This is a genomic window from Lichenihabitans sp. Uapishka_5 (assembly GCF_033947565.1).
Classification (GTDB): domain Bacteria; phylum Pseudomonadota; class Alphaproteobacteria; order Rhizobiales; family Beijerinckiaceae; genus Lichenihabitans.
In genome coordinates this window covers 1-25,870 of sequence record NZ_JARPVX010000041.1, presented here as the reverse complement: position 1 = coordinate 25,870, position 25,870 = coordinate 1, and the positions used below count along the sequence as shown (strand labels likewise).

17 protein-coding genes and 4 pseudogenes are annotated in these 25,870 nt (G+C 67.5%); 11 read left to right on the top strand and 10 right to left on the bottom strand.

Annotation, left to right across the window (positions count from 1 at the left end; all coding sequences use genetic code 11):
* Together P7D22_RS14370 and cydD are read right to left on the bottom strand one after the other, a co-directional pair.
* A pseudogene (locus P7D22_RS14370) lies at positions 1 to 768 on the bottom strand (thiol reductant ABC exporter subunit CydC); the annotation flags it as partial.
* A gap of 214 nt (positions 769 to 982) precedes the next feature.
* Positions 983 to 2,698 (bottom strand): thiol reductant ABC exporter subunit CydD, encoded by a 1,716-nt coding sequence (gene cydD / locus P7D22_RS14365; protein ID WP_319934932.1) that lies wholly within the window; start codon positions 2,696 to 2,698, stop codon positions 983 to 985.
* Between the two features lie 229 nt (positions 2,699 to 2,927).
* On the opposite strand from cydD, the gene P7D22_RS14360 reads away from it, so the two are divergent.
* The 4 genes from P7D22_RS14360 (at position 2,928) to hemN (ending at position 7,260) form a co-directional block, all read left to right on the top strand.
* Positions 2,928 to 4,517 (top strand): cytochrome ubiquinol oxidase subunit I, encoded by a 1,590-nt coding sequence (locus P7D22_RS14360; RefSeq protein WP_319934931.1) that lies wholly within the window; start codon positions 2,928 to 2,930, stop codon positions 4,515 to 4,517.
* 90 nt (positions 4,518 to 4,607) lie between these two features.
* Complete coding sequence (cydB, locus tag P7D22_RS14355; RefSeq protein ID WP_319934930.1) at positions 4,608 to 5,750, top strand: cytochrome d ubiquinol oxidase subunit II; 1,143 nt, start codon at positions 4,608 to 4,610, stop codon at positions 5,748 to 5,750.
* A gap of 35 nt (positions 5,751 to 5,785) precedes the next feature.
* Complete coding sequence (gene cydX / locus P7D22_RS14350; RefSeq protein ID WP_319934929.1) at positions 5,786 to 5,923, top strand: cytochrome bd-I oxidase subunit CydX; 138 nt, start codon at positions 5,786 to 5,788, stop codon at positions 5,921 to 5,923.
* Entirely contained in the window at positions 5,920 to 7,260 is a 1,341-nt protein-coding gene (gene hemN, locus P7D22_RS14345) for an oxygen-independent coproporphyrinogen III oxidase (RefSeq protein WP_319934928.1), read from the top strand. The genes cydX and hemN overlap by 4 nt, the downstream gene beginning before the upstream one ends.
* Before the next feature lie 309 nt (positions 7,261 to 7,569).
* Here hemN and P7D22_RS14340 read toward each other — a convergent pair whose 3' ends face one another.
* The 6 genes from P7D22_RS14340 to P7D22_RS14315 all read right to left on the bottom strand — a co-directional run bounded on the left by P7D22_RS14340 (position 7,570) and on the right by P7D22_RS14315 (position 16,938).
* Complete coding sequence (locus P7D22_RS14340; protein ID WP_319934927.1) at positions 7,570 to 9,768, bottom strand: methyl-accepting chemotaxis protein; 2,199 nt, start codon at positions 9,766 to 9,768, stop codon at positions 7,570 to 7,572.
* Positions 9,769 to 10,171: 403 nt separating this feature from the next.
* Positions 10,172 to 10,975, bottom strand: a complete 804-nt coding sequence (iolB, locus tag P7D22_RS14335; RefSeq protein ID WP_319934926.1) for a 5-deoxy-glucuronate isomerase — start codon at positions 10,973 to 10,975, stop codon at positions 10,172 to 10,174.
* A gap of 153 nt (positions 10,976 to 11,128) precedes the next feature.
* Entirely contained in the window at positions 11,129 to 12,028 is a 900-nt protein-coding gene (iolE, locus tag P7D22_RS14330) for a myo-inosose-2 dehydratase (protein WP_319934925.1), read from the bottom strand.
* Positions 12,029 to 12,048: 20 nt separating this feature from the next.
* Positions 12,049 to 13,896: a 3D-(3,5/4)-trihydroxycyclohexane-1,2-dione acylhydrolase (decyclizing) gene (iolD, locus tag P7D22_RS14325; RefSeq protein ID WP_319934924.1), complete on the bottom strand. Its 1,848-nt coding sequence runs from the start codon at positions 13,894 to 13,896 to the stop codon at positions 12,049 to 12,051.
* 53 nt (positions 13,897 to 13,949) lie between these two features.
* A complete protein-coding gene (locus tag P7D22_RS14320; RefSeq protein WP_319934923.1) occupies positions 13,950 to 15,875 on the bottom strand; it encodes a bifunctional 5-dehydro-2-deoxygluconokinase/5-dehydro-2-deoxyphosphogluconate aldolase in 1,926 nt (641 codons plus the stop codon).
* A gap of 217 nt (positions 15,876 to 16,092) precedes the next feature.
* Positions 16,093 to 16,938, bottom strand: coding sequence for a MurR/RpiR family transcriptional regulator (locus P7D22_RS14315; RefSeq protein ID WP_442916092.1), 846 nt, complete (start codon positions 16,936 to 16,938; stop codon positions 16,093 to 16,095).
* A 258-nt stretch (positions 16,939 to 17,196) separates the two neighbouring features.
* On the opposite strand from P7D22_RS14315, the gene P7D22_RS14310 reads away from it, so the two are divergent.
* From P7D22_RS14310 to P7D22_RS14280, 7 genes and pseudogenes are all read left to right on the top strand, one after another.
* Positions 17,197 to 18,003: a TIM barrel protein gene (locus P7D22_RS14310; protein WP_319934921.1), complete on the top strand. Its 807-nt coding sequence runs from the start codon at positions 17,197 to 17,199 to the stop codon at positions 18,001 to 18,003.
* Positions 18,004 to 18,110: 107 nt separating this feature from the next.
* Positions 18,111 to 19,037, top strand: coding sequence for a sugar ABC transporter substrate-binding protein (locus P7D22_RS14305; protein WP_319934920.1), 927 nt, complete (start codon positions 18,111 to 18,113; stop codon positions 19,035 to 19,037).
* 75 nt (positions 19,038 to 19,112) lie between these two features.
* A complete protein-coding gene (locus tag P7D22_RS14300; protein ID WP_319934919.1) occupies positions 19,113 to 20,117 on the top strand; it encodes a Gfo/Idh/MocA family oxidoreductase in 1,005 nt (334 codons plus the stop codon).
* 106 nt (positions 20,118 to 20,223) lie between these two features.
* Positions 20,224 to 21,147: pseudogene (locus tag P7D22_RS14295) on the top strand (sugar ABC transporter substrate-binding protein).
* 36 nt (positions 21,148 to 21,183) lie between these two features.
* The gene (locus P7D22_RS14290) at positions 21,184 to 22,086 is read left to right on the top strand and encodes a sugar phosphate isomerase/epimerase family protein (protein ID WP_319934918.1); all 903 of its coding nucleotides are present in this window, start codon (positions 21,184 to 21,186) and stop codon (positions 22,084 to 22,086) included.
* 64 nt (positions 22,087 to 22,150) lie between these two features.
* The gene (locus tag P7D22_RS14285; protein ID WP_319934940.1) at positions 22,151 to 23,689 is read left to right on the top strand and encodes a sugar ABC transporter ATP-binding protein; all 1,539 of its coding nucleotides are present in this window, start codon (positions 22,151 to 22,153) and stop codon (positions 23,687 to 23,689) included.
* A 67-nt stretch (positions 23,690 to 23,756) separates the two neighbouring features.
* Complete coding sequence (locus P7D22_RS14280; RefSeq protein WP_319934917.1) at positions 23,757 to 24,782, top strand: ABC transporter permease; 1,026 nt, start codon at positions 23,757 to 23,759, stop codon at positions 24,780 to 24,782.
* A 373-nt stretch (positions 24,783 to 25,155) separates the two neighbouring features.
* Here the strand turns inward: P7D22_RS14280 and P7D22_RS14275 are convergent.
* Both P7D22_RS14275 and P7D22_RS23530 read right to left on the bottom strand, forming a co-directional pair.
* Positions 25,156 to 25,496: pseudogene (locus P7D22_RS14275) on the bottom strand (sugar phosphate isomerase/epimerase family protein); the annotation flags it as partial.
* A gap of 83 nt (positions 25,497 to 25,579) precedes the next feature.
* Positions 25,580 to 25,729 (bottom strand): annotated as a pseudogene (locus P7D22_RS23530) (Gfo/Idh/MocA family oxidoreductase); the annotation flags it as partial.
* Positions 25,730 to 25,870 lie beyond the last annotated feature (141 nt).

The window sequence follows — 25,870 nt, the reverse complement described above, 5'->3', positions numbered from 1 at the left end:
GGTAAGGCCCGCGCACACCGAGGCCGCCGCCGACGCGCCCGCGCCAGCGCGGCTCTGCCGGTGTCCGATGCGCGCCAGCGTGCCGGCCGCCTGCTCGACGTCGGCCTGGATGGCCCCGGTCGCGGCAAAGCACAGGAGGTCGGCGTGTCCCTCGACCCCGTCAAGAACGGACGATCGCAGCCCCGCACTCGCGACGACCAGCCTGCGGCCCGTATGGCGCGTCGTGGCCACAAGGAGCATCGGAAGCCCGGCCACGGCGAGACCGAACCCGATGCCGAACACGGCAGTGGCGGACGGAAGGAGCGCGAACAACGCCGCTTCCACGCCAAGGCCGACCAGCACGACGATCAACGTCGGGCCGAGTGCCGTGATGAACATCGTGTCGAGCGCCTCCACATCGCCGAGGAGCCGCGACACCAGATCGCCACGGCGCCAACGCGGTCCGCCAAGCGGCACCCGGGGAACGAGGCGCCCGAACAGCCATCCGCGGATGTCGGCCAGGAGCCTCAGCGTCACGTCGTGGCCGATGAGCTTTTCCCCGTAGCGCGACCCGATCCGTAGGAACGACAGCCCGCGTACCAGGGCCGAAGGGCCGAAGAGGTTGAAGCTCAGCGCGGCCGTGGTGAGAGCCGCGCCGGTCAGGAACCATCCCGAAATGCCAAGCAGGGCCACGCCCGCCATCGTGGACACCAGGGACAACAGCAGGGTGGCGACGAGGCCCCGCCCTTGTCGCGCGAACAGGTCGCGGAAGGTGAGAAGGGATCTCATCGGGGATCGTCCGTGCCGGGCGTAAGGAGGGTGTCCATAGTCCCGGTCCCGCGACTGCTCGCGGCGGCAGGATCGGCGGCCCCCCGAACAGGCGAAACCCTTTTGTCCGGGCGGGATGTCGGCCCATGGGCGGCCATCCGCCTGCAAAGCGCCCCGTCGACCCGCGTTCGGCGACAGCATCGGGCGCAGCTTGGACGATCATGCGCGGCAGAGGTCATGCGGCACCTTTCTGGGGGTTGCGCACCGCGCGCGTGCGGCGATGCGGGGTGGCCAGGATCATGCGACCCTCGATCCGCAGGACACGCTCCATGCGCGCCGCCACGGCGGCGGAATGGGTGGCCACGATCAAGGTGCGACCGTTAGCGAAACGGAGGATGGCGTCCAGCACGGCCGATTCGGTATGGGGGTCGAGGTGAGCCGTGGGCTCGTCGAGGAGGATCAGGTCCGGGTCGCGCAGAAGGATGCGGGCCAGGGCCACGCGATGGGCCTCTCCACCCGACAAGCCGAGGCCACCTTCGCCGACGGCGGTGTCGAGGCCGTCGGGCAGCGTGGCCGCGAAGCGCATCACACCGGCCTGTTCCGCAGCGGCCCGCACCGCGGCCGCCGCGGCGTCCGGGCGAGCGAACCGGATGTTGTCGGCGATCGTGCCGTGAAGCAGGTGCGGGCGCTGACTTAAGACGGCCACGCGGGCACGAAGCTCATGCTCCGGCACGTCGGCAATCGGAACGCCCCCGAGCTCGATGACGCCTTCGCAGGACCGGAGCCCGGCCAGAGCTTCCAGAAAGCTCGACTTGCCGACCCCGCTCGCGCCCAGGAGGGCGACATGGGCGCCGGGCGCGGCGGCGAACTCCGCCTTGACCAGAAGGGGCCAGCCACCGTTTGGAGTTGAAAGGTCGAGCGCGGCCACGACCACCGACAAGGGCCCGCTCGGCAGCTTCCCGGTGACGGCTGCGGCACTGGTCGGGGCATCGTTCAGCGACGGCAGGCCGTCGAACAAGGATTCGAGGCCTTCCAGGGCGGTCTTGGCGGCGGCCCGGTCATGGTAATGCGCCGCGAACTGGCGCAGCGGGAGGTAGACCTCCGGAGCCATCAGCAGGCAGAACAGGCCTGCCCGCAGCGTCAGGGGCGCCGCGTGGAGGTGAAGAAAGCCGAGATAGGTCAGCCCGACATAGAGCGCGACGCCCGCCACCCCGAGCGCGGCGAAGAACTCCAAGACGGCCGAGGACAGGAAGGCGATCCGCAGCACCCCGAGCGTGCGGGCCCGGAGGTCGTCGCCGGCCGCGCGGAGGCGCTCGGTTTCGGTCTCGGCACGGCCGAGAAGCTTCAGGGTCACGAGCCCGCGCAGCCGGTCGGCGAAGAAGCCCGACAAGCGCAGGAAGGCTTGCTGGTGTTCCTTGTGGGCGGCTTCCGCTCCCCAGCCCACCAGGGCCATGAAGATCGGGACAAGGGGCGCGGTGACGAGAAACAGCAGCCCCACGGCGGGCTCGATGAACAGGGCCGTCAGGGCGAAGACGATCGGCAGCGCGGTTGCGAGCGCCATGGATGGCAGGTAGCGGGCGAAGAAGCCCTCGAGCAGGCCCACTTGGTCCACGATCGCGCCCGACAGCGCGCCTGACGGGCGTGCGGCGGTCCAGTCCGGCCGCCGTCGCAGCAGCCCTCGGAACAGAGCACCGCGCAGGTCGCGCATGATGCTCTGTGCGGCCCGGCTGCCGAACACCTCGCCGCACCAGACCAGGGCGGCCCGCGCGACGATCAGTCCCGCGATCAGGCCCAGGGGAGCCAGCAGCACGCCGGCGGAGGCGTTGCCGACGAACGCGCGCTCCACGAGGTCCGCGAACAGCCACGCCTGCGGCAGCAGCAGCACGCCCGCCAACAGCGGGGCCGCCACCGCCACGGCGAGCGCCCCGCGGGCCTGACGGGCGAGGTCCACCAGGGCTTTTCCGGCCGGAATCGGCGACGGCAGCGAGGCGCCGCCTTCGGTTCGGCGGACGGGGGGGGGCGGAGGGCGGAAACGGCACATGGGCAGGCTCATCGGGTAAGCCGCCATCAGATAGGCTCACCGACGGCCCGGCATTGATTGAAATCAAAGCGGAGCCGTTCGACGGCGCCTAACCCAAGACCAAGCCGTATGCGATGCGGCATCACACAAGGTCTTGATGATGATCGACATGTCCGTCGTGGACCTGTCGCGGCTGCAATTCGCCGCGACAGCCCTCTACCACTTCCTGTTCGTGCCCCTGACGCTGGGGCTGTCCTTCATGCTCGCCATCATGGAAAGCGTTTACGTGATGACGGGCCGCGACGTCTGGCGGCGCATGACGCTGTTCTGGGGCACGTGCTTCGGCATCAACTTCGCCATGGGGGTCGCCACCGGTATCGTCATGGAATTCCAGTTCGGCATGAACTGGAGCTACTACAGCCACTATGTCGGCGACGTCTTCGGGGCACCGCTCGCCATCGAGGGGCTGATGGCCTTCTTCCTCGAAGCGACCTTCATCGGCATCTTCTTCTTCGGTTGGGACCGGCTGTCCCGGGTGGGCCACCTCGCGGTCACTTGGCTGGTGGCGTTCGGGGCCAATTTCTCCGCGCTGTGGATCCTCATCGCCAACGGGTGGATGCAGAACCCGGTGGGGTCGACCTTCAACCCAGACACGATGCGCATGGAGATCCAGGACTTCATGGCCGTGATCTTCAATCCGGTCGCGCAGGCCAAATTCGTCCACACGGTGAGCGCCGGCTACTGCACAGGCGCCATGTTCGTGATGTCGATCAGCGCGATCTACCTGCTGCGTGGCCGGCACACCGACCTCGCCCGCCGTTCCATGGCGGTGGCGGCGAGCTTCGGTCTCCTTGCCTCGCTCTCCGTCGTCGTGCTGGGCGACGAGAGCGGCTACGTCACGACCGAGCATCAGAAGATGAAGCTCGCCGCCATGGAGGCCATGTGGCACACCGAAGCCGCGCCCGCCGGCATCGATGTCTTCGCGGTGCCGAGCCAAGAGACCCGCGCCAACACCTATGAGATGAAGATCCCCTTAGTGGCGGGCCTAATCACCACGCGCTCGATCTCGACGGAAGTGCCCGGCATCACCGAGCTGGTCGAGGACGCCAAGGTCCGCATCCGCAGCGGCATGACGGCCTATGCGGCGCTTGCCAGAGTCAAGGCGGACAAGACCGACGCTAAAGCCAGGCAGGTGTTCGACGCTCATTGGCGCGATCTCGGTTACGGCCTGCTGCTCAAGCGCTACACCGACGACGTCGCCACGGCGTCGGCCGACCTCGTGGACAAGGCCGCCTGGGACACGGTGCCGGATGTGCGGACGCTGTTCTGGAGCTTCCGCATCATGGTGGCGTGCGGCATCTACCTGATCGCCTTCTTCGGGTTGGCGTTCTGGCTGTCGACCAAACACAGGCTCGGGGCGAGCCGCGCCTGGCTGTGGCTGGCCATTCTGAGCCTGCCGGTCCCATGGATCGCGATCGAGCTCGGGTGGGTGGTGGCCGAATATGGCCGGCAGCCCTGGGTCGTCGAGGGCGTGCTGCCGACCTTCTATGCCGCCTCGGGCCTCACCTTCACGGATCTGGCCATCAGCCTCGCTTTTTTCCTCGTGCTCTACACGAGCCTCGCGATCGTCGAGGTGATCCTGATGGTGCGCGTGATCCGGCATGGGCCGAGCGACAAGGCCCTCGCGCTCGAAGGCTTCGCGGGCAGCGCGCATCTGCCGACCGGCGCGGCGGCGACCCCCGACCGCTGATTTCCCCCAAGCTCTCCCGGCCGAGCCGGCCACGCGCCGGCTCGGGACAGGCGCCAAGGCGCCCCCTCAACTCGAAGGACCTCCGGTCACATGATCCCACTCGATTACGAAACCCTCAGAGTGCTCTGGTGGCTGCTGCTCGGCATCCTGCTGATCGGCTTCACCCTGTTCGACGGTTATGACCTCGGCGTCGGTGCCCTGCTGCCTTTCGTGGCCCGCAAGGACGACGAACGGCGCGTCCTGATCAACCTCGTGGGACCCACCTGGGAAGGCAACCAGGTGTGGCTGGTGCTGGGCGGCGGCGCGATCTTCGCGGCTTGGCCGGCGCTCTATGCCGTCTCGTTCTCCGGCTTCTACCTCGCCATGATCGCGATCCTGCTGGCCTTGATCCTGCGCCCGGTGGGTTTCAAGTTCCGGGGCAAGGTCGCGAACCCGGCCTGGCGTTCGGTGTGGGACTGGGCGCTCTTCATCGGCGGCTTCGTGCCGGCGCTGATCTTCGGCGTCGCGGTCGGCAACGTGCTGCGCGGGGTGCCGTTCTCCTTCGACGAGACGTTGCGCCCCTCCTACGCGGGAAGCTTCTTCGGACTGCTGACACCCTTCCCGCTCGTTTGCGGCTTCGTCAGCCTGGCCATGTGCGCCATCCATGGGGCCGTGGTGATCGCCCTGCGGACGACCGGCATCACGGTCGAGCGCGCCCGGGCCTATGGCAAGCTCGCTGCGCTCGCGACGCTCGTTCTGTTCGCGCTGGCCGGACTCTGGGTCGCCTTCGGTTCCCTCGGCTTCGTTGTCACCAGCCTGCAGGAGACCGCCGGTCCCTCCAACCCGCTCGACAAGACCGTGGTCCCGCAGAGCGGCGCCTGGATGCACAACTACGCTGCCCACCCTTGGATGATCCTGGCCCCGGTGCTCGGTTTCGCAGGCACAGCACTGGCCTGGCTCGGTCTCAACGGCCGAGCGTGGTTCACGGCCCTCGTCGGATCCAGCCTGACGATCGTCGGCGTGATCTCGACCGCCGGCCTGTCGCTGTTCCCGTTCCTGCTGCCGTCATCGAGCGATCCGCGCGCGAGCCTCACCGTGTGGGATGCCTCGTCCAGCCACCTCACCCTCTGGACCATGCTGCTGGCGACCGCGCTCTTCCTGCCGATCATCCTCGCCTACACGGCCTGGGTCTACCGGGTGATGAGCGGCCCCGTGACGGCCGGCTCGATCGGCCGCAACCCCAACGCCTATTGAACCGAATTCCGGCTTCCAACGAAGGACATGGCGCCATGTGGTATTTCTCCTGGGTCCTCGGCCTCGGCCTTGCCTGCACGTTCGGCATCCTGAACGCGATGTGGTTCGAGATGCGCGAGGATCGCCGCCTCTCCGCTGCCCTCGACACACCGTCGGTCGGGCCGCGGCGATGACGAGCCGGCTCGTCCAGCGCTATGCGGGGTTGGCGGTGCCGCGCTACACCTCCTATCCGACAGCGGCCGAATTCACGGCCGCTGTCGGCCCCGCCGATCAGGCGCGGTGGCTCGGAACGCTCAACCCGGGTGAGCCGGTGTCGCTCTATCTCCACGTGCCCTATTGCCGGGACATCTGCCATTACTGCGGCTGCGCCACCATGATGGTGTCCCGCGACGCCGTGCTGGCGCGGTACCGCCACGCGCTGGAGTGCGAGATCGACCGGGTCGGCCGCCATCTCCTCCGTCGCCCGCGCGTGGCGCATCTGCACTGGGGCGGCGGCACTCCGTCCCTGCTCGGGGCGGCCGGTCTGGCCGCCGTTCTCGACAGGTTGGCGTCCCACTTCACCTTCGACGATGGGTACGAACATGCCATCGAACTCGACCCGCGCAGCGTGACGCCGATGCTTGCTTGGGATCTCGCCCGGCTTGGCTGCAATCGGGTAAGCCTCGGAGTGCAGGATCTCGATCCCAAGGTCCAGATCGCCATCGGACGCGTGCAGCCACTGGACGTCGTGGGGAGCGCCTTTGCGGCGCTGCGCGACGCCGGCATCGCGCGGATCAATGTCGATCTCATCTACGGTCTTCCCCGGCAGACCACGGCATCCGTTGAAGAAACGGTCCGCGAGGTGGCGGCCCTGAGCCCGAACAGGGTGGCCTGTTACGGTTATGCACACCTGCCGCAACGCAAGCGCAACCAGCGCTTGATCGACACCGCTTCCTTGCCGAACGTCGTGGAGCGCTTCGCCCAAGCCAGGGCGATCGCGGCCAGTTTCGAGCGTGCCGGATACGAAGCGATCGGCATCGATCATTTTGCTCAGCTCGGCGACGCCTTGGCGGTCACTTCCCGACAGGGCAGCCTTCATCGCAATTTCCAGGGCTACACGGACGACCAAAGCCGCACCCTGATCGGCTTCGGCGCCTCCGCGATCTCCCGCCTCGGCTTCGGCTACGTCCAGAATATCACCGATCCCGTTGCCTATGAGACAGCGGTCGCTCGCGGAGAGATGCCCGTGGCGCGCGGCTACAGCTTGACGGACGAGGACCGCAGTCGCGGCGCGATCATCGAGCAACTGATGTGTTCACACAGGGTCGATCTCGCGGCCGTGGATCCCACCCGCACCTACGCCGACGAACTCGCGCTCCTCCGCCCCATGGTGTCGGATGGCCTCGTCACGCTCGCCGGCGGCACCGTCGCGGTGACCGCGATCGGCCGCCCGTTCGTTCGCGTGGTTGCTGCGATTTTCGATGCCCACCGGCAGGGCGGCGCATCCCAGCCGTTCAGCCTCGCGGTTTGAGTCGATTTGCCTTGTCGAACAGCGCCGAGCGGATCGACTCGCGCGCTCACCGGACCTCGTCACCAACCAGCGTGAACGGCCGCCTTTTCAAAACCGAGACCCCAAAGCCGCCAGTCGGGTAACGGCCAGTCTGCGATATAGAGCAGCCGTTCTCCATCGCGCCCAAGCTGGTCAAACAGATATTATGCGTCGCCTCTCCACAGTGGACACTGCGCGCGCGATTTCGTCTGGACTAGACGGGGTAGATAGCTGCCATCGTACTCCCCGTTTCCGGTTGCCACTATTTCGGGGAAGGATCAGCAGCTTTTGTTAAGCGGCTTGCGTCCTTAACGGCCGACGTGTCCGACCGGGCGTGCTTGCGGGTGACGACAGCGGTATCTCGGTCTTGAACTGGCCGATCAGCATGTCGAGCTGCTCGATGTCTTCCACCAGGGCCGTGACGGCAGCCGTGGTCTCCTCCACCATGGCGGCGTTCTGCTGGGTGATGCGATCGGTGGAGCGGACGGCGTCATTCACCTGCGCCAGGCTGCCCGCCTGCTGGGTCGCACTGGCCGCGATGGCGGCGATCGAATCATCGATGTGCGAGATCTCGCTCACCACCTTGGCGAGTTCGCTGCCGGCCTGCGCCACGAGACCGACACCCTGGTCGACATGGCCCGTGGCGGCCGACACTAGCGTCTTGATCTCCTTGGCAGATTGCGCCGAGCGCTGGGCCAGGGCCCGGACCTCCGACGCCACGACCGCGAAGCCGCGCCCGGCCTCGCCGGCCCGGGCCGCCTCGACGCCGGCGTTGAGCGCCAGGAGGTTGGTCTGGAACGCGATCTCGTCGATGACGGCGATGATCTGGCCGATCTGCTTGGAGGAACTCTCGATGCCGCCCATGGCGTCGATGCTGCGCTGGACCACGCGCTCGCTGTTCTGCGCGTTCGCCTTCGCGACCGCCACGGCCTCGCGGGCGGTTGTGGCATGATCGGCGCTCGACTTGACCGTTTCGGTGATGGCGTCGAGCGAATTGGCCGTGGCCTCCAGGTTAGAGGCCTGGGACTCGGTGCGCCGGGACAGATCGTCGGTCGCCGCCGCGATGGCATCGGTTCGCGAGCGGGACATGCGGGCCCGGTCCGCGATGGCCACCATGGTCCGGCTCAGCGTTTCGACGGCTCCGTTGAAGTCGAGGCGGAGCTGTTCGGATTTCTGCGGGAAGCCTTCATGGAGCCGCAGGCTCAGGTTGCCGTCGGACAGGGCCGCCAAGCCGCTCCCGATCGAATCCACGACCAGGCGGTTTTCGCCCGCCTCGACTTCCTTCTCGCGCTCGCGGCGGGCCCGCTCGGCATCGGCAGTGGCGCGTGCGTCCGCGGCTGCGGCCTCGAGGCGGCGTTGCTCGAGCGCGGCTTTGCGGAAGGTCAACACCGCATCGGCCATCTGCGCGATCTCGTCGCCGCGGCGGGCATCGACCGTCACGTCGAGATTGCCGGCCGCCATCTCCCGCATGGCGTGCGCGAGGCGGACGATGGGCTGCGAGATGCTGCGGCCGATGACGAAGCCGAAGCCGCTGCACAGGATGATCGCGGCCCCGATGGTGGCCGCGATCATGAGTGTGGCCCGGTCCTGGCTGTCGCTCAATTTACCCTGGGCCGTGTCGGCGGAGCGCGACGCCGAGACGACGGCGTTGGCGGCCGCGGCGGACAGCATGCGGAAATGGCCGCTCGCGGCGCGCTGGCTGATCGACAGGTCGCCCGCCGCCTTGACCCAGCGTTCGAACGCCTTCTTGGCGGCTCCGGCCGCCGCGTCGATCTCGCTCTTGCGGTCCGCAAGGCCCGGCTGGCCGGCGTCGCGCTGCAGGTCCGCCAGCGCGCTGCGGAAACCCTCGGCCTGACCGTCGTCGTGGGTTGCGGCGAAGTCGAGCTGCCCGTGCCGCAGCGCCAGGAGATGCTCCAGCATCGCGACGCCGCCCGCCGGATCGGAGGAGGATGCCTGACGGACCAGGGCTTCGAGCGCGTCGACATCCTTCGTGACCTCGCCAGTCACGCCCGAATGGTGGTCGAAGCCGAGCGCCTCCTGGCCGTGGAGGACGTCGTCGACGTCCTGGCTCACCGTCTTCAAGCCCTTGGTCAGCGTTGCCGTCGTGCCGGGGCTGAGGTTCGCCTTTTCGGTGCCGGTCATGGCAGCGATGGCCTTGGCGGCGCCATCGCGCAAGCCGAGAACCTTGGCCCGCGTGGCCGCGGTCGGCTCGATGGTGAAATCGTCCACCGCGACCTGCATCTCGACGATTCGGTCGCGGAAGGCCTTCATGTCCATGGCCTGCCGGATGTTGACGCGGCTCCGGTCGAGCGAGCCGCGGATCTCCAGCACGCTCAGGCCCGAAATGGCCGCGAGGGCCGCGAAGCCGATTATCGGCAGGATGCAGAGGATGGCCACGCGCCAGCCGACGGAGAGGCGCCATCGGTAGAGGATGCCGATGCGCGCGAGCCCTGCCTTCAGCTCCGTCAGACGATCGCGAAGCGCAGTCATCGCAAAGTTCCTTGAAATAACGCGTCCACACTAAGGAGGGGGAATTAAGAGAAGTCTTCGGCAACAGCGACAAGCTGCCCCGATCGTGCGTCAGCCTGCCAAAGCAGCGGACACCTCCGATCGTCGTTATCGAAGCTTCACTTGCAAACCATACTGACCTGGGCCGCGGCGAACTATCGGAACGCTCCCGTCACCCCAGGTGCACTGCGCCGCTCCGGGACGGTTCCCGCAGGTCGCGTCAAGGCGTGATACCGTGAGGTACGCGGCACGTGCCGAGGATCATGATGGCGCTCCGTTCGGCGCCGGCGATCCGCCGGCGTCTCGCCTGTCCGCTCCAGACGATCGCTTGGAGCGATGTCCGGTCGCGCGCGACAATGGTGGGCGGAGGCGGGCGCCTACCCGGTCAGCCCAGCATCCACGCATGCGCCGGGTCGTTGTGGAAACGCCAGATGCGCGTCGGCCCGGCCATGACGTTCAGGTAGAACAGGTCGTAGCCGTGCGGCGCGCCGACGGGATGGTACCCCTTCGGCACCAGCACCACGTCGCGGTCGGCGAAGCTCACCGCCTCGTCGAGCGCGCGGTCGTCCGTGTAGACGCGCTGCATGCCGTAGCCCTGTGGCGGGTTCAGGCGATGGTAGTAGGTTTCCTCGAGCTGGCTCTCGTGGGGCAGGTCGTCCCGGTCGTGCTTGTGGGGCGGGTAGCTTGACCAATTGCCGGCCGGCGTCACCACCTCGACTACCAGCAGGCTTTCGGCATGCGGGCTCGCGTCGGGCAGGATGTTGCGCACGTTGCGGGTGTTCGAGCCTTTGCCCCGCGTTTCCTGTCCCACCTCGGCAGGCGGGATCACGCGCGCCGGGAGCGCGCCGGTGCCGGGCGCCAGGCACACTGCGATCTCGGCCGGGCCCTCGGCGACAACCTCCCAGGACGAGCGTGCCGGGACGTAGAGCGACCAGCCGGGTCCCTCGAAGACGTTGGCACGGCCGCCGATAGTGCCGAAATCCTGCCCGGCGGCCCGGGCGGCCACGCGGCCCGTCAGCACCACGAGGCAGGCTTCCCGGTCGCCCGTGTCACGCGCCACCCGCTGCCCCGCCGCGAGGTCGTAGACCTCGAAGCCGACGTAGGTCCAGCCGGCGCTTTCCGGCGTCACAGCATGGACGCGACCATCGGCATCGGGCTTGGACGGACGGACCAGGAGGGGTGAGGGCATTGCAGCCTCCAAAAGGTTAGCGCTTTCAATCAAGACGCCCTCATTCCGGACGGAGCGCAGCGGAGGTCCCGTACCGGGGAGCCTCGACGGTGAGGCTCGATCACACCGGTTCCGGGTTCCGCTTCGCGGCCCCGGAATAAGGGATGTGCGGCGTCAGCTCAGGCCGGCCTCGGCGAGGCAGGCCTTGAGGTGGGCCACGCCCTTCCTGGCATAAGCGAGCGGGTTCGCCTTGTCGGGGTCCTGCTCGGCTTCGAGCACCACCCAGCCCGCATAGCCCTTGAGCGCCTTGAACACGGCCGTATAGTCCACCGCACCATCGCCCGGCACCGTGTAGACGCCGAGCTCCGCCCCCTGCCCCAGGATGGCATCGAGGAAGCTCAGGTCGGCCGCCTCGGCCGCCTTCGCCATGTCGAGCCGCACGTCTTTGCAATGCACGTGGGTGATGCGGTCGCGGTAGGTCGCGGCCAGCTTCGCAGGATTGCTGCCGCCCCAGGTGGCGTGGCCGGTGTCGAGCAGCAGGTTGACCGGCGCCTTCGTGGCCGCCATGAAGCGGTCGATCTCCTCGCCCGTCTGCACGATCGTGCCCATGTGGTGATGGTAGCAGAGTTTGAGACCCTCGTCGGCGAGGCGGCTCGCGAAGTCGGTGACCTTGGCGCCGTAGGGCGCCCAATCGTCGGCCGCCATGATCGGGCGCTTCGACAAGGCCGTGCCGCGGCTGCCGTGCACGGTGTTCGAGGTTTCGCAGACGATGAACACGTCGGTGCCCATCGCCTTGAGGAGGTCGCGATGGGCCTTGGCGGCCTCGAACTCCTCGGCCGCGGAGCGCCGGAGCAGCTCGATCGAGTACCAGCCGCCGATGCAGCTCATGCCGTAGGGCGCGAGTGCTGCCTTGAGCGCCTCGGGCTCGCGCGGGAACTTGTTGCCGAGTTCCATGCCGACGATGCCGGCCTCGCGGGCCTCGCCGAGGCAGGTTTCGAGCGGGGTCTGGCCGCCGATCTCGATCAGGTCGTCGTTCGACCAGCCGATCGGGTTCGCGCCAATGCGGATTGCCATAGGTGCTTCCTCTTCCTTGCTCAGTTGACGGCGCGCTGCAGGCTGCGCTTCCGCTCATAACCCTGGTAGGCCCTCTCGACCTCGGGGCGGACCGAAACCTGCGGCACTGCGACGTCCCACCAGAAGCCGCCCGCGTCGGTCGCCGGTCCGGCATCGGTGTCGATGAGGATCACCTGCGTGACCGTCGCGTCGCGGGCCTCCGCGAAGGCCGTCTCGAGCTCGGCGAGGTTCGCCACCTTGCGGGCCTCGGCTCCGAGGCTCCGGGAATGAGCCACGAAGTCGATCGCCGGCAGCGTCGCGTGCCGGGTATCGACCAGCATGTTGTTGAAGGGCGCGCCGCCGCACTCCTGCTGCAGGCGGTTGATGCAGCCGTAGCCGCCGTTGTCGAGCAGCACGATGGTCAGCTTGAGGCCGAGCATGACCGAGGTGGCGATCTCGGAATTCAGCATCAGGTAGGATCCGTCGCCCACCATCACCACCACCTCGCGATGGGGCAGCGCCATTTTCACTCCGAGGCCGCCGGCGATCTCGTAGCCCATGCAGGAATAGCCGTATTCGAGGTGGTAGCCGAGCGCGTCGCCCGTCTTCCAGTGCCGGTGCAGTTCGCCCGGCAGGCCGCCCGCGGCGCAGACCACGACGTCCGAAGGCTTCCCGGCTCGTTGCACGGCGCCGATCACCTGGGCGTCGGAGGGCAGCGCCGCGTTTGTGGCGCCCGTGTAGGTCGCGGCCGCATCGTCCCAGCGAGCCTTCTCGTCCCGCATGCGCGCCGTCCATTCGGCCGGTGCCTTCGTACCTTCGAGCGCGCGGGTCAGATCGGCCAGGCCCACCTTGGCGTCGGCGAGGAGCGGGATCGCTCCGAACTTACCGGCGTCGAAGCTCTGAACATTGAGCATCACGATCTTGGTTCCGGGATGGCCGATCAGCGCCGCGGAGCCGGTGGTGAAGTCGGCGAGCCGGGTGCCAACGGCGAGCAGGACGTCCGCTTCGGCCACCAGCGCGTTCGCCGCTCCGGTCCCGGTGCAGCCGACGGCCCCCATACAGTTCGGGTGGCTGTCGGGCAGCGTCGACTTGCCCGCCTGCGTCTCGACGACCGGAATGCCGTGCCGCTCGGCGAAGCGCGCGAGATCGGGCTCGGCCGAGGCATAGAGCACGCCGCCGCCGGCGACGATCACGGGGGTTCTGGCCGACCTAAGGATCGCCGCGACCTCGTCGAGTTCTACCGGATCGGGATGGGGGCGGCGGATGCGGCGCAGCCGCGGCGCGAAGAAGCGCTCCGGATAATCGTAGGCCTCCGCCTGCACGTCCTGGCAGAATGACAGGGTGACGGGGCCGCAGTCTGCCGGGTCGGTCAACACCTGCAGGGCGCGTTCCAGCGCCGGCATGATCTGCTCGGGCCGGGTGATGCGGTCGAAGTAGCGCGACACGGGGCGGAAACAGTCGCTGGCCGAGACCGTGCCGTCGCCGAAATCCTCGACCTGCTGCAGCACGGGATCGGGGCGGCGGTTGGCGAAGACGTCGCCGGGGATCAGCAGCACCGGCAGCCGGTTGACGTGGGCGAGCGCGCAGGCGGTGACGAGGTTGGTGGCGCCCGGCCCGATCGAGGTGGTGCAGGCCATCATGCGGCGGCGGCGCGAGGCCTTGGCGAAGGCGATGGCGCTATGGGCCATCGCCTGCTCGTTGTGGGCCCGGAAGGTCGGGAACGTGTCACGCGCCCCGTGCAGGGCCTCGCCCATGCCCGACACGTTGCCGTGGCCGAAGATGGCCCACATGCCGGCGAAGAGCGGCAATCTGTCGCCGTCGATCTCCGTCGACTGCTGGCTGAGGTACCTGACGAGTGCCTGTGCGGCGGTCAGCCGGATCGTGCCCATGGCGGAGTTCCGTCCCGTGCGGGATTTGAGGTCTTGGGGGAGATCTTGGGGGTTCAGGAGGGGCGCACGGCCTGCCAGGCCGCGACGAGGTCGGCGAAGCGCGCCGCCATGGTGGCGCGCACGTCGGCGTCGCCCATCTGCCCGGCGAGCCACGCCCGCGCGGGCTCGGCGAAGATGGTGCGGCCGACCGCGAAGCCCTTGACGGCCGGGCAGGCTGCGGCATCGGCGAACTGCGCCTTGAGGTCGTCGAGCGGGGCGTCGAGGCCGAGCAGCATGATGCCGCGGCAGAAGGGGTCGTTCGCGGCGATGGCGGCCGCGATCGCGTCCCAGGCGGCTCGGCTCGGCTGGCCCTCGAGCTTCCACCAGTCCGGCTTGATGCCGAGCCCGTACAGCCGGCGGATGGTGGCCGCCACCGTGTCGTTGCCGAGCGCGCCGTGCTTGCCGGCGATGATCTCGATCAGCAATTCGCGGTTGCCGCGCCGGGCCGCATCATACAGGCGCAGCAGTTCGCGATCCTGCCGCTCCGTCAGCTCCGCCGGATCGTCCGGTCGGGTGAAGCACAGGCACTTGATCGTGTGCCCCACCGGCCAGTCGTTCAGGAAGGTTGCCAGCGAACCGTCCCCCTCGAAGTCGAGCGGGCGCGAGCCGGGGCGTTCCACCGGTCGCCCGATCCACAGGCGCTGGTCGGTGGCGCGGAACAGTGCATCCTGCCCATGCGTGCCGTCGAGCAGCATGCCGAATCCGGGCCGGCCGTCGGCGACCTGCACCGTGGCTTCGAGCGCCAGCACCTTGAGGGCCTTGATCCTGTCGCGCGGCGCGCCGACTTCGTCGGCCATGGCCTCGAGTTGCATGCGGTGATCGATCGCGAAGGCCATGATCGTGGCCGGCCGGGCATGGGCGGGGGTCAGCGCGTCGCGCGTCGTCGCCCAGTGGATGTGGTTGAGGTCGGGCTCGCGCCGCAGCACGGGGTTGCGCACGCCCTTCTCCAGGAAATGGCTGAGCTCCGTGAAGGTGGGATATTCCACCGAGCACAGCAGGCGCGACACCGCGAAGGCGCCCGCCGCATTGGCGAAGGCGCAGCAGCGCGTGAGCGGCTCGTCGCGCAGGTAGCCGCGCAGGAAGCCGGACATGAACGCGTCGCCGGCCCCGAGCACATTCAGGACCTCGACCGGGAAGCCCGGGCCGGTTATGCCGTCCTCGATGCGGGCCGGGATGGCGCCGTCGAACACCACGCAGCCCATCGGGCCGCGCTTGCACACGATCAGGGCGTCGCTCACGGCCCGGATGGCCCGGATGGCGCCGAGCGCGTTGTCGGCGCCCCCCGCGATCATCAGCTCCTCCTCCGTGCCGACGACGACGTCGCAGAGCGGCAGCACGGGAGCGAGCAGCGCCGTGACGCCGCCCGACTTGATATAGCGCTCCTCGCCGGCGCCATGGCCCGCGAGGCCCCACAGGTTCGGTCGGTAATCGACGTCGAACACCACCTTGCGGCCGTGCTGCCGGGCGTGGCGGATGGCGAGCATCTGGGCCTCGCTCGTGTCGTGCCGGGCGAAGTGGGTGCCGGTGACCAGCACGGCGGCGGCGCTGGCGACGTAGCTCTCGTCGATGTCGGATGTATCGAGGGCGCTGTCGGCGCAATTGTCGCGGTAGAAGATGAGCGGGAACGTGCCCTGATCCTTGACCCCGAGGATGACCAGCGCGGTCAAGCGGTCGGGGTCGGTGTGCACCCCGGTGACGTCAACGCCCTCGCGGGTGAGCTGCTCGCGGAGGAAGCGCCCCATGTGCTCGTCGCCCACCCGGGTGATGAGGCCGCTCTTCAGGCCCAGGCGGGCCGTGCCGATGGCGATGTTGGTGGGGCACCCCCCGGCGGCCTTGGAGAAGCTCGCCATGTCCTCGAGCCGGCCCCCGATCTGGGCACCGTAAAGGTCGACGGACGATCGACCGATGGTGATGACATCGAGAATGGGCGCGTGCGGCATGGCTTCGGTGTTCCCTACGGCCCGGCCTGCAGCGACGACCCGCGCATCCGGCCGTCCTCCTTGCAGGAGGACTTTATCGTTGGTCCATCGGTCCGCGGTCGCGACAGGGCAGCGGAGGCTGGTGATAAAATGAAACACGGGAGCTTAGTTGCGTCAACATGGAATGAGCGTTCTTTTGTGAGGTCTCGATTCCAGATCGCGGCGTCGCGCCTTTCCTTCACTTCGCGCGCCGCCGCTCCGCCACACCGACCGCTAGGGTCATGCTGAGGGCGAGCGTGGCCGACAAGGGGCGGAACCCTTCGAAATCCTCCTCCACCACCTCGAACCAGCAGGTGGCCGGCGGCAGCAACGGACTGAACGGGCTGTCCGTGATGACGACGAGCGGCGTTCCGCCATCGGCGACCCGCTGGGCGAAGCTAACGGTCGACGACGAATAGGGCGTGAAGCTGACCGCGATCGCGGCATCGGCGGCCGTGGCGAAGGACAAGGTCTCGGGATCGTTGCCGGACGCGGAGCCGATCAGCACGTTCTTCACGCCGAGCTTGCCCAGCACGTAGTTGAGATAGGCGGTCACCGGGAAGGAGCGGCGCTGGCCGATCAGGTAGATGGTTTCGGCCGGAGCGAGCAGGGACGCGGCCTCGTCGAGCATCTCGGGCCGCAGGCGGTTGCGCAGGTGGCGGATCGAATGTTCCGCCGCGTTGGCAAAGCCCTCGAACAGGAGCCCCACCTTGAGCGCCGCGCCCGAATGATCCTCGACGGCGCGCAAGCGCTCCTCGTAGGTCGGGACGCGGTCGCGCAGGCGCTCGCGGAAGATGGACTGCAGGTCGGAGAACCCCTGGTAGCCGAGCGTCTGGGCGAAGCGCACCAGCGTCGAGGGCTGCACGGCCGCGCGCTGGGCGATGCTGGCCGCCGTGCCGAAGGCGATCTCGTCCGGGTTGGCCATGGTGAAGGCCGCCACCTGTGCCAGGCGCTTCGGCAGCTTGCGCTTACGCTCGATCAGGGCTTGGCGCAGGGCCTCGAAGTCGCGGGGTGTCGCATCGACCTCGCCCGCTTGTCCGTCGATACTCGTCATGTGGCTTCCCGATGAGGCCGGACGGCCGCTCATGCGGCTCTTCCGGTCGACCTCCCGCCGCGGCTTGCGGAAGATAGGTGGATCGGCTTCGCACGCGAACTGGTCGCCAACCTCCTGCGCTTCCCCGCGAAGCCCATGGAGTGTCACGCCCGTCGCGCCGTCGCAATTTCACCGCTTGACGGAGCATAGTCTGGAATGCATGGTCTGCTTCAACAAAAAAACAACAATGCATTCCGGGCTGAGGAAAACTTGAACCCTATCGCTCTCAATCATCGCGTGGCGCCTGCCGCGAGCCTGACGGCCTTCTTCGACCTCGCGGTGGCGCTCGGCATCACCGACGTCGAGATCCGCAACGAGCTCCCCGGGGTCGCGATCGCCGACGGCACGCCGCCGGAAACCGTGCGTCGCGAAGCCGACGCGCGCGGGTTGACGATCCTGACCATCAACGCGCTCTACCCGTTCAACATCTGGACCGCGGAGCGCGCCGCGCAGGCCGAGGCCCTGATCGGCTATGCGGCCGCCTGCGACGCTAAGGGTATCGTCATGTGCCCCTTCAACGATGCGGCCTACCAGGCCGATGCCGCGGAACGGTCGGCCAGACTGCGGACCGCGCTGACGGAGCTGGCGCCGCTGCTGCGCCGGGCCGGTATCGTCGGCCTCGTGGAGCCGCTCGGCTTCCCCGAATGCTCGCTGCGCCTGAAGCGGGACGCGGTCGTGGCGATCGATGCGGTAGGCGGGGGCGACGTTTTCAAGCTCGTGCACGACACGTTCCACCACTATGTGGCGGGTGAAACCGAGTTCTTCCCGGAGCGCACGGGCCTCGTGCACATCTCGGGCGTGATCGAGCCCGCGGTAGCCCGCGACGACATGAAGGACGCCCATCGGGTCCTGGTCGATGCGGACGACCGGCTCGACAACCTCGGCCAGATCCGGACACTCGCAGCCGCCGGCTACACGGGGCCGCTGTCGTTCGAGCCTTTCGCAGACGGCGTATCGAACGCGGCCGACATCCGCGGAGTCCTCCAGCACAGCATCGCGCTGGTCCGGGGGGCTTAGGCATCCTCGGCGCCACCCGGCGCCGGGCAACACGGAACAAGAGCGCTCACCCGAAGGGCGCCGGCGCAATCACATCCGGCGGACGGCCGGACCCAGGGAGGAACGGGATGAGGGCAAAGCTTTTGATGTCGGCGGCGCTGGTTGCGCTGTCGACGGCCGGCATGGCGCGCAGCGCCTCGGCCACCACCATCGGCGTCACGATGGACAAGTTCGACGACAACTTTCTGACGAGCGTGCGCAACGCCATTGAGGCGGAAGCCAAGGCCAAGGGCGCGACGGTGCAGGCAGAGGACGCCAACGACGACACCTCGAAGCAGATCAGCCAGATCCAGAACTTCATCGCCCAGAAGGTCGATGCCATCATCGTCAACGCGGTCGATACCTCGGCGACGCCGAAGATGACCCAGCTGGCGGTGGCGGCCAAAATCCCGCTCGTCTACGTGAACCGCAAGCCGGAGGACAAGACGCTGCCGGCCGGGGTCTCCTTCGTGGGCTCCAACGAGAAGGTGTCGGGCGTGCTCGAGGCCGAAGAGCTCGTCAAATGCATGAAGGTCAAGGGCAACCTCGTCATCATGCAGGGCCAGCTCTCCAACAACGCCGCGCTCGACCGCACCGCCGACGTCGAGGAGGTCGTGGCCAAGAACCCCGACATAAAGATCGTCCAGAAGCAGACGGCCGAGTGGGACCGCAACAAGGCCATCGACCTGATGAACAACTGGATCACGGGGGGTGACAAGATCAACGGCGTCGCGGCCAACAACGACGAGATGGCGATCGGCGCCATTCTGGCGCTGAAGCAGGCCGGGGTCGACCCGAAGACCATGTGCATCGGCGGCATCGACGCCACGGCCGACGGCCTCGCGGAGGTCGCCAACGGCAACATGTATGTGACGGTGTTCCAGAACTCCAAGGGCCAGGGCAAGGGCGCGGTCGACACCGCGCTGGCGCTGATCAAGGGCGAGAAGGTGCCGTCCTTCGTCGACGTGCCCTTCGAGAAGGTCACCAAGGACAACTACAAGAACTACGCGCAGTAAGCGCGGCGGCTCCCGCGCCGTCCCGGCCAACGGGACGGCGCGGACCTTCGTTTCAGATGCGGAGCAAGCGGACCTATGACAGTTCGGATCGGCGTTATCGGCACCGGCATGATCGGGCAGGATCACATCCGTCGCCTGACCCATGTGCTGGCCGGCGGCGAGGTGGTGGCGGTGACCGACACCGACGCGGCGCGCGCCAAGGAGGTTGCGGGCAACCTCAAGGCCGCCAAGGCCTGTGGCACGGGCCAGGAGGTCATCGACGATCCGAACGTCGATGCCGTGCTGGTCACGTCCTGGGGGCCGAGCCACGAGGAATACGTGACGGCCGCCATCAAGGCCGGAAAGTTCGTGTTCTGCGAGAAGCCGCTCGCCACCACCGAGCAGGCTTGCCTCAACATCCTCGAGGCGGAGGTCGCGCACGGCAAGCGTCTCGTGCAGGTGGGCTTCATGCGGCGCTACGATCACGCCTACCGGGCGCTCAAGCGCACGATCGAGTCGGGCGAGATCGGCGCGCCGCTGATGATGACGAGCGGCCACCGCAATCCGTCCGTGCCGGGCCACTACACGAGCGACATGGCGATCGTCGACACCGCGGTGCACGACATCGACATCGCGCGCTGGCTGCTCGACGACGAGATCAGCGAGACCCTGGTGATCAAGCCGCGGCAGAACGCGCGCGGCGGCGAGCTGCACGACCCGCTGATGACCATCCTGCGCATGCGGGGCGGAGCGCTCGTCAACATCGAGACCTCGGTCAACATCGAGTACGGCTACGACATCCGTGGCGAGATCGTGGGCGAGACGGGCGTGGCCACCATCGCGGAAAGCAATGCCGTGGTGGTGAAGACCAAGGGCATGTTCTCGGGGCGAGTGCCGGAGGACTGGCGCGAGCGCTTCATCCGGGCCTACGACGTGGAGCTGCAGGAGTGGCTTGATGCCACCAGCAAGGGCACCGTGCAGGGCCCGAGCACGTGGGACGGTTATGCGGCCACGGTCGCTACTGACGCGGGGCTTGTAGCCCTGAAGTCGGGCGCCTGGGCGCCGGTGACGATGCGGGACAAACCGTCGCTCTACGCATAGCCGCCAGCACCCGCATTCCGGTTCGATCCGCTGATCCGGGATGCGGGAACGAACACAGCAACGACAAGGGACGGCCGGACACAGGCCGCGTAGGGAGGACGCCAAGATGCCATTTCGCCACTGGGCCGTGGGCCTTGCCTGTGCAGCTGCGCTGTCCGCGACACCGGCCTTCGCCGCCACGCTCGGCGTCTCGATCGCCCATTTCGACGAGAACTTCCTGACGCTCATCATCAATGCCATCAAGGCCGAAGCGGCGGCGACCGGTACCGAGGTGCAGTTCGAGGATGCGGCCGGCGATACGGCCAAACAGATCAGCCAAGTGCAGAACTTCGCGGCCCGTCACGTCGACGCCATCATCGTCAACGCGGTGGACTCCTCGGCCACGGCCAAGATGACCGAAGTCGCCACCGCGGCCAAGATCCCGCTCGTCTATGTCAACCGCGGTTCGGACGCCGCCGACCTGCCCAAGGGCGTCACCTTCGTGTCCTCCGACGAACACGTCTCGGGTCGCCTGCAGGGCGAGGCGATTGCCAAGCTGCTCGGCAACAAGGGCAATGTCGTGGTCATGGAGGGGGAGCTCTCCGACCAGGCGACGCGGCTTCGGACAGAGGGCGTCGAGAAGGTCGTGGCCCAACACCCCGACATGACGGTGATCGCCAAGTAGCCGGCCAACTATCAGCGGACCGAAGCCATCGACCTGATGACGAACTGGATCACTGGTGGCGAGAAGATCGATGCGGTGGCGGCCAACAACGACGAGATGGCAATCGGCGCCATCCTGGCGCTGAAACAGGCGCATCAGGATCCGAAATCGGTTGTCGTGGCCGGTGTCGATGCCACTCCCGACGGCCTGGCCGAGATGGACAAGGGCACCATGGCCGTGACGGTGTTCCAGGACGCCAAGAGCCAGGGCCGCGTCGCGGTCGCCACCGCGCTCAAGATGATCAAGGGCGAGCCCGTCGGCAGCCATGTGGATGTGCCGTTCGAGCTCGTCAGCAAAGACAACTACAAAACCTACGTCGGCCGCTGACGCCCCATCGCGATCGCGTTTCCGGAAACCAGAATCATGAAGATCGCCATCGATCCGCACATGCACCGCCACCTCAGCCTGGAGGCGCTGCCCCACAAGGTGAAGGAGCTCGGCTTCGACTGGATGGAGCTCGCGCCGCGCGGCGACTTCCTCGAGTGGTTTAAGGCGCCGCGCGTATTTCCCGAACGCGTCCGCAGCCTCAAGCAGGCGCTCAAGAACGCGGACGTCAAGATCGCCTCGCTGCTGCCGATGTATCGCTGGGCCTCGAACGACGAAGTCGAGCGGCTCGCCGCCGTACGGCATTGGAAACGCGCGATCGAGATCGCGGTGGAGCTCGGGGTCGATACGATGAACTCCGAGTTCGGCCGCGGCCCTCACCCCGACAAGGGGTCCTGCTACTGCTGCCACACGGGTTCGACCATCGAGGCCTGCGAGGACGCGTGGTGGCGTTCCATGGAGGAGTTGGTGCCGATCTTCGAGCGCGAAGGGATCAACCTCCACGTTGAGCCGCACCCGGAAGACTGGTGCGAGACCATCCAGCCGGCGCTCGACATCATTCGCACGGTCAACTCGAAGCGCGTGAAGTTTCTCTACTGCGCGCCGCACACTTTTTACTTCGGTGACGACACGGCCGCGATGCTGCGCGAAAGCGCCGACGTGCTGGCACACGTGCACGTGGGCGACACCTTCAACCACCGCGCCTCGTCCGGCCTACGCTATATCCTAAATCCCCCCGGCACGCAGGCGCGAGTGCATCAGCACCTTAACATCGGCCAGGGCGAGGTGCCGTGGGACGAGTTCTTCGGCACGCTTGCGGAGATCGGCTTTGACGGCATCATGACCTCCTGCGTCTTCGCTTGGGAGGATAAGGCCGATCTGTCCGGCACCTTCATGCGGGCCGAGATGCAGCGCTACGTCGACAAGTATTGGGCGAAGTGAAAGCTTCGGCGCGGAAGCCAGCCGCGAAACGTCCACGATCTCGGCGAAGCCCGATGGGAGAGGCCTGATGCTCAGTCCGCAGACGTTCAAGATGATCCGCGAGGCAGGCGTGGTTCCCAACGCGGAATACCTCCTCGAGGTCAGCAACGTCCGCAAGGCCTTCCCGGGCGTCGTGGCGCTCGACAACGTCGACCTCCGCATCCGCCGGGGCAGCGTGCATGCCCTGATGGGCGAGAACGGCGCCGGCAAGTCGACGCTGATGAAGATCATCGCCGGGGTCTACCCGCCCGATTCGGGCACCATCCGGCTGAAGGGCAACGAGATCCGCATCGCGACCCCGCTCGACGCGCTCGAGGCCGGCATCGCCATGATCCATCAGGAACTCAACCTGATGCCCTATATGACGGTGGCGGAAAATATCTGGATCCGCCGCGAGCCGCTGCGGTTCGGTTTCGTCGACCACCGCGAGATGAACCGCCGCACCGCCGCCCTGTTCGAACGCCTTGCCATCGACATCGACCCGGCCTCGGAGGTGCGCGACCATTCGGTGGCCAACCGGCAGATGATCGAGATCGCCAAGGCGGTCTCCTATGAGTCCGACGTGCTCATCATGGACGAGCCGACCTCTGCCCTGACCGACCGGGAGGTCGACCACCTGTTCCGCATAATCCGGGACCTGCGGGACCAGGGAAAGGGCATCGTCTACATCACCCACAAGATGAACGAGCTTTTCACCATCGCGGACGAGGTCTCGATCTTCCGCGACGGGCGCTACATCGCCACCCACGCGTCAAAGGACATCACGCGCGACCAGGTGATTTCGGCCATGGTGGGGCGCGAGATCACTCAGATGTTTCCAAAGGAAGAGGCTACCATCGGCGAGGTGGTGCTGAGCGTGAAGGATCTCGCCCTCGAGGGCGTGTTCCGCGGCGTTTCGTTCGACCTGCGCAAGGGCGAGATCCTGGGCCTCGCGGGCCTTGTTGGATCGGGCCGCACCAACGTGGCCGAGACGATCTTCGGCGTCACGCCTGCGACGAGCGGTGAAATCCGGCTCAACGGCGAGCATATCGACATCCGCTCGCCGCGGGACGGCATGAAGGCCGGCATGGCGCTGCTGACCGAGGACCGTAAGGACACCGGCTGCTTTCTCAGCCTCAGCGTGCTCGAGAACATGCAGATGGCGGTGCTGACCGACCGCTATACGGCGGGCGGCTTCGTGCAGCAGGGCCGTGTCGACGTCGAGTGCGGCAAGATGAAGGATGCCATGCGGGTCAAGACGCCCGACCTGCACGAGCGCATCGAGAACCTCAGCGGCGGCAACCAGCAGAAGGTGCTGATCGGCCGCTGGCTCCTGACCAATCCCAAGATCCTCATCCTCGACGAGCCGACCCGCGGCATCGACGTCGGCGCCAAGGCCGAGATCCACCGCCTCATCTCGCGCCTCGCGGGCCAGGGGGTCGCGGTGATCATGATCTCGTCGGAGTTGCCCGAAGTGCTCGGCATGTCGGACCGCATTATTGTGATGCACGAGGGCCGCGTCACCGGCATCCTCGACAGAGACAAGGCCGACCAGGTCTCGATCATGCAACTCGCGGCCGCATGATGCGGCCAGCCCTTTTCCAACCGGCGCGGTCCAACGGTCGCCGGATCCCACAGCCGAGGAGGACCGCATGGAACCCCTGACCAACACGATCGCGGTAGCCGAGAAGAAGGCTGGCCGCACACGCCGCCTCCCTACGGAATTCGGCATCCTGGCCGTCCTGATCGGCATCGCGCTCCTGTTCGAGGCGCTCGGCTGGGGCATGCGCGGCCAGAGCTTCCTCGGCAACCAGCAACGCCTGCTGGTGATGATCCTCCAGGTGTCGGTTGTGGGCCTTATCGCCATCGGGGTAACGCAGGTCATCATCACGGGCGGCATCGACCTGTCGTCGGGCTCCGTCCTGGCCGTGTCGGCCATGGTGGCCGCGAGTCTGGCGCAGGAACCCGGCTACGCCCGGGCCGTGTTCCCGTCGCTTAGCGGCCTGCCGTTCCTGGTGCCGATCCTATGCGGGCTCGTCATCGGCGGCATCGCGGGCTGCATCAACGGCTCGCTCATCGCGATCACGGCCATCCCACCCTTCATCGCGACGCTCGGCATGATGGTGACGGCCCGCTCCGTCGCGCAGGTCTATACGCGTGGCCAGCCGATCTCGATGCTGGCGGAAAACTACACCTGGATCGGCTCTGGCGCCGTGCCAGTGGCCATCTTCCTGATCTCGGCGGTGATCTTCCACATCGCGCTGCGCTACACCCGCTATGGCAAGTTCACCTATGCGATCGGCGCCAATCCGCAGGCCGCGCGCGTCAGCGGCATCAACGTCAATCGCCATATCATCCTGGTCTACACGATCGCGGGCGTGCTGTCCGGGATGGCGGGCCTCGTCACGGCGGCCCGAGCCCAGAGCGGCCAGGCCTCCATGGGTCTCGGCTACGAGCTCGACGCCATCGCGGCAGCGGTGATCGGCGGCGTCAGCCTGTCGGGCGGCGCCGGGCGCATCACTGGCACCGTGATCGGCACCCTGATCCTCGGCGTGATGACCTCTGGCTTCACCTTCATCGGCGTCGACGCTTATTTCCAAGGCATCGTGAAGGGCATCATCATCGTGGCGGCCGTGGTGGCCGACCAGTACCGGCAGAAGCGCCGCCGCAAAGCGTGAGCCGAAGCGCGACCCTTCTCGGGACACGCGGATCGACGCGCCGTGACGATCGGGAGTTGATGGGCGCCGCTGCAGGGCCGCAGCAGCGCGGCTCCGTTCTATGGGCGCACGACCACATCGTACCGAAGGCGCCGTTCTTGGAACGTCGGGGTTGTGACGTGCCAGGTCGAGGCCGAGTCTCACCCAGGAAGGCGCGGCCACGCCTGGGGGCGATGTCGAAAAATACCCGGCCCGGAGGTCGGACACCCGGTCGCGCAGCGCCGCCGGGCGATGGCCGTAGCCGATCTGGCTGGTCGCCGCCCGCCATGGCCCAGCGGATTCGATGGGGTGCCCGCCCAGCGGCGTTCGTCGTTCGTCTGCGCTGTTCCTCGACTCAGAAGCCGATGCCGCGGAGATAGTCGCGGCTCGCCTTGACGTCGGCCAGGCTGCTGCCCGCGTCGCGCGGATCGCGCTCCTGCTCGACCGTAATGAAGCCTGCGTAGCACAAGCGGGTGAGCAGGTGACGGATCGCGGGGTAGTCGATGATGCCGCGCCCGATCGGGCACATGACGCCTTTCGCACACGCGTCGAAGAAGCGGATGCGCTCGCGCATGACGGTCGCCAGCACGGCTTCGTCGATGTCTTTGAAATGAATGTATTCGAGCCGGTCGGCGTAGCGCTCCAACGTCGCCACAGGGTCCATGCCGGCGTAGAGCGTGTGGTCGTATCGAGGCAAAGTTCGGGTCGTAGCGGCGCTGGAAGCCGAGCATGCAGGGGACGCGACTCGCCGTCACGGCAGCCGCGACCGCCACCACGGTCGCGAAATCGAGGCTGACCGGCTTCTCGCAGAAGATGGCCTTGCCGGCCGCGGCGGCCGCGCGCAGCAGCGCCACATGCGTGTCGGTGGGGCTGGCGATGACGACGCCGTCAACCGCGCCATCCGCGAAGACGGCGTCGGGCTCGACCACGGTTGCGCCGAGACGCGCCGCGAGCGCACTCCGGTCGTTCGACGAGCTGCTCGCCACGGTGCCTGGTCAGTAAGCGTCAGCCGAACCTTTCAATTACCCACAAGTGCGGAAGCGAGGCGGTAGCCGATCAGGATGTCCGTC

Excerpts from the sequence above, each read along its gene's own strand:
- P7D22_RS14290 (WP_319934918.1), top strand. The coding sequence starts at position 21,184 with ATGAAGATCGCCATCGATCCGCACATGCACCGCCACCTCAGCCTGGAG.
- iolB (WP_319934926.1), bottom strand. The coding sequence starts at position 10,975 with ATGCCCTCACCCCTCCTGGTCCGTCCGTCCAAGCCCGATGCCGATGGT.
- P7D22_RS14360 (WP_319934931.1), top strand. The coding sequence starts at position 2,928 with ATGATCGACATGTCCGTCGTGGACCTGTCGCGGCTGCAATTCGCCGCG.
- hemN (WP_319934928.1), top strand. The coding sequence starts at position 5,920 with ATGACGAGCCGGCTCGTCCAGCGCTATGCGGGGTTGGCGGTGCCGCGC.
- P7D22_RS14305 (WP_319934920.1), top strand. The coding sequence starts at position 18,111 with ATGAGGGCAAAGCTTTTGATGTCGGCGGCGCTGGTTGCGCTGTCGACG.
- P7D22_RS14340 (WP_319934927.1), bottom strand. The coding sequence starts at position 9,768 with ATGACTGCGCTTCGCGATCGTCTGACGGAGCTGAAGGCAGGGCTCGCG.
- iolE (WP_319934925.1), bottom strand. The coding sequence starts at position 12,028 with ATGGCAATCCGCATTGGCGCGAACCCGATCGGCTGGTCGAACGACGAC.
- P7D22_RS14320 (WP_319934923.1), bottom strand. The coding sequence starts at position 15,875 with ATGCCGCACGCGCCCATTCTCGATGTCATCACCATCGGTCGATCGTCC.
- iolD (WP_319934924.1), bottom strand. The coding sequence starts at position 13,896 with ATGGGCACGATCCGGCTGACCGCCGCACAGGCACTCGTCAGGTACCTC.
- P7D22_RS14280 (WP_319934917.1), top strand. The coding sequence starts at position 23,757 with ATGGAACCCCTGACCAACACGATCGCGGTAGCCGAGAAGAAGGCTGGC.
- P7D22_RS14300 (WP_319934919.1), top strand. The coding sequence starts at position 19,113 with ATGACAGTTCGGATCGGCGTTATCGGCACCGGCATGATCGGGCAGGAT.
- cydX (WP_319934929.1), top strand. The coding sequence starts at position 5,786 with ATGTGGTATTTCTCCTGGGTCCTCGGCCTCGGCCTTGCCTGCACGTTC.
- cydB (WP_319934930.1), top strand. The coding sequence starts at position 4,608 with ATGATCCCACTCGATTACGAAACCCTCAGAGTGCTCTGGTGGCTGCTG.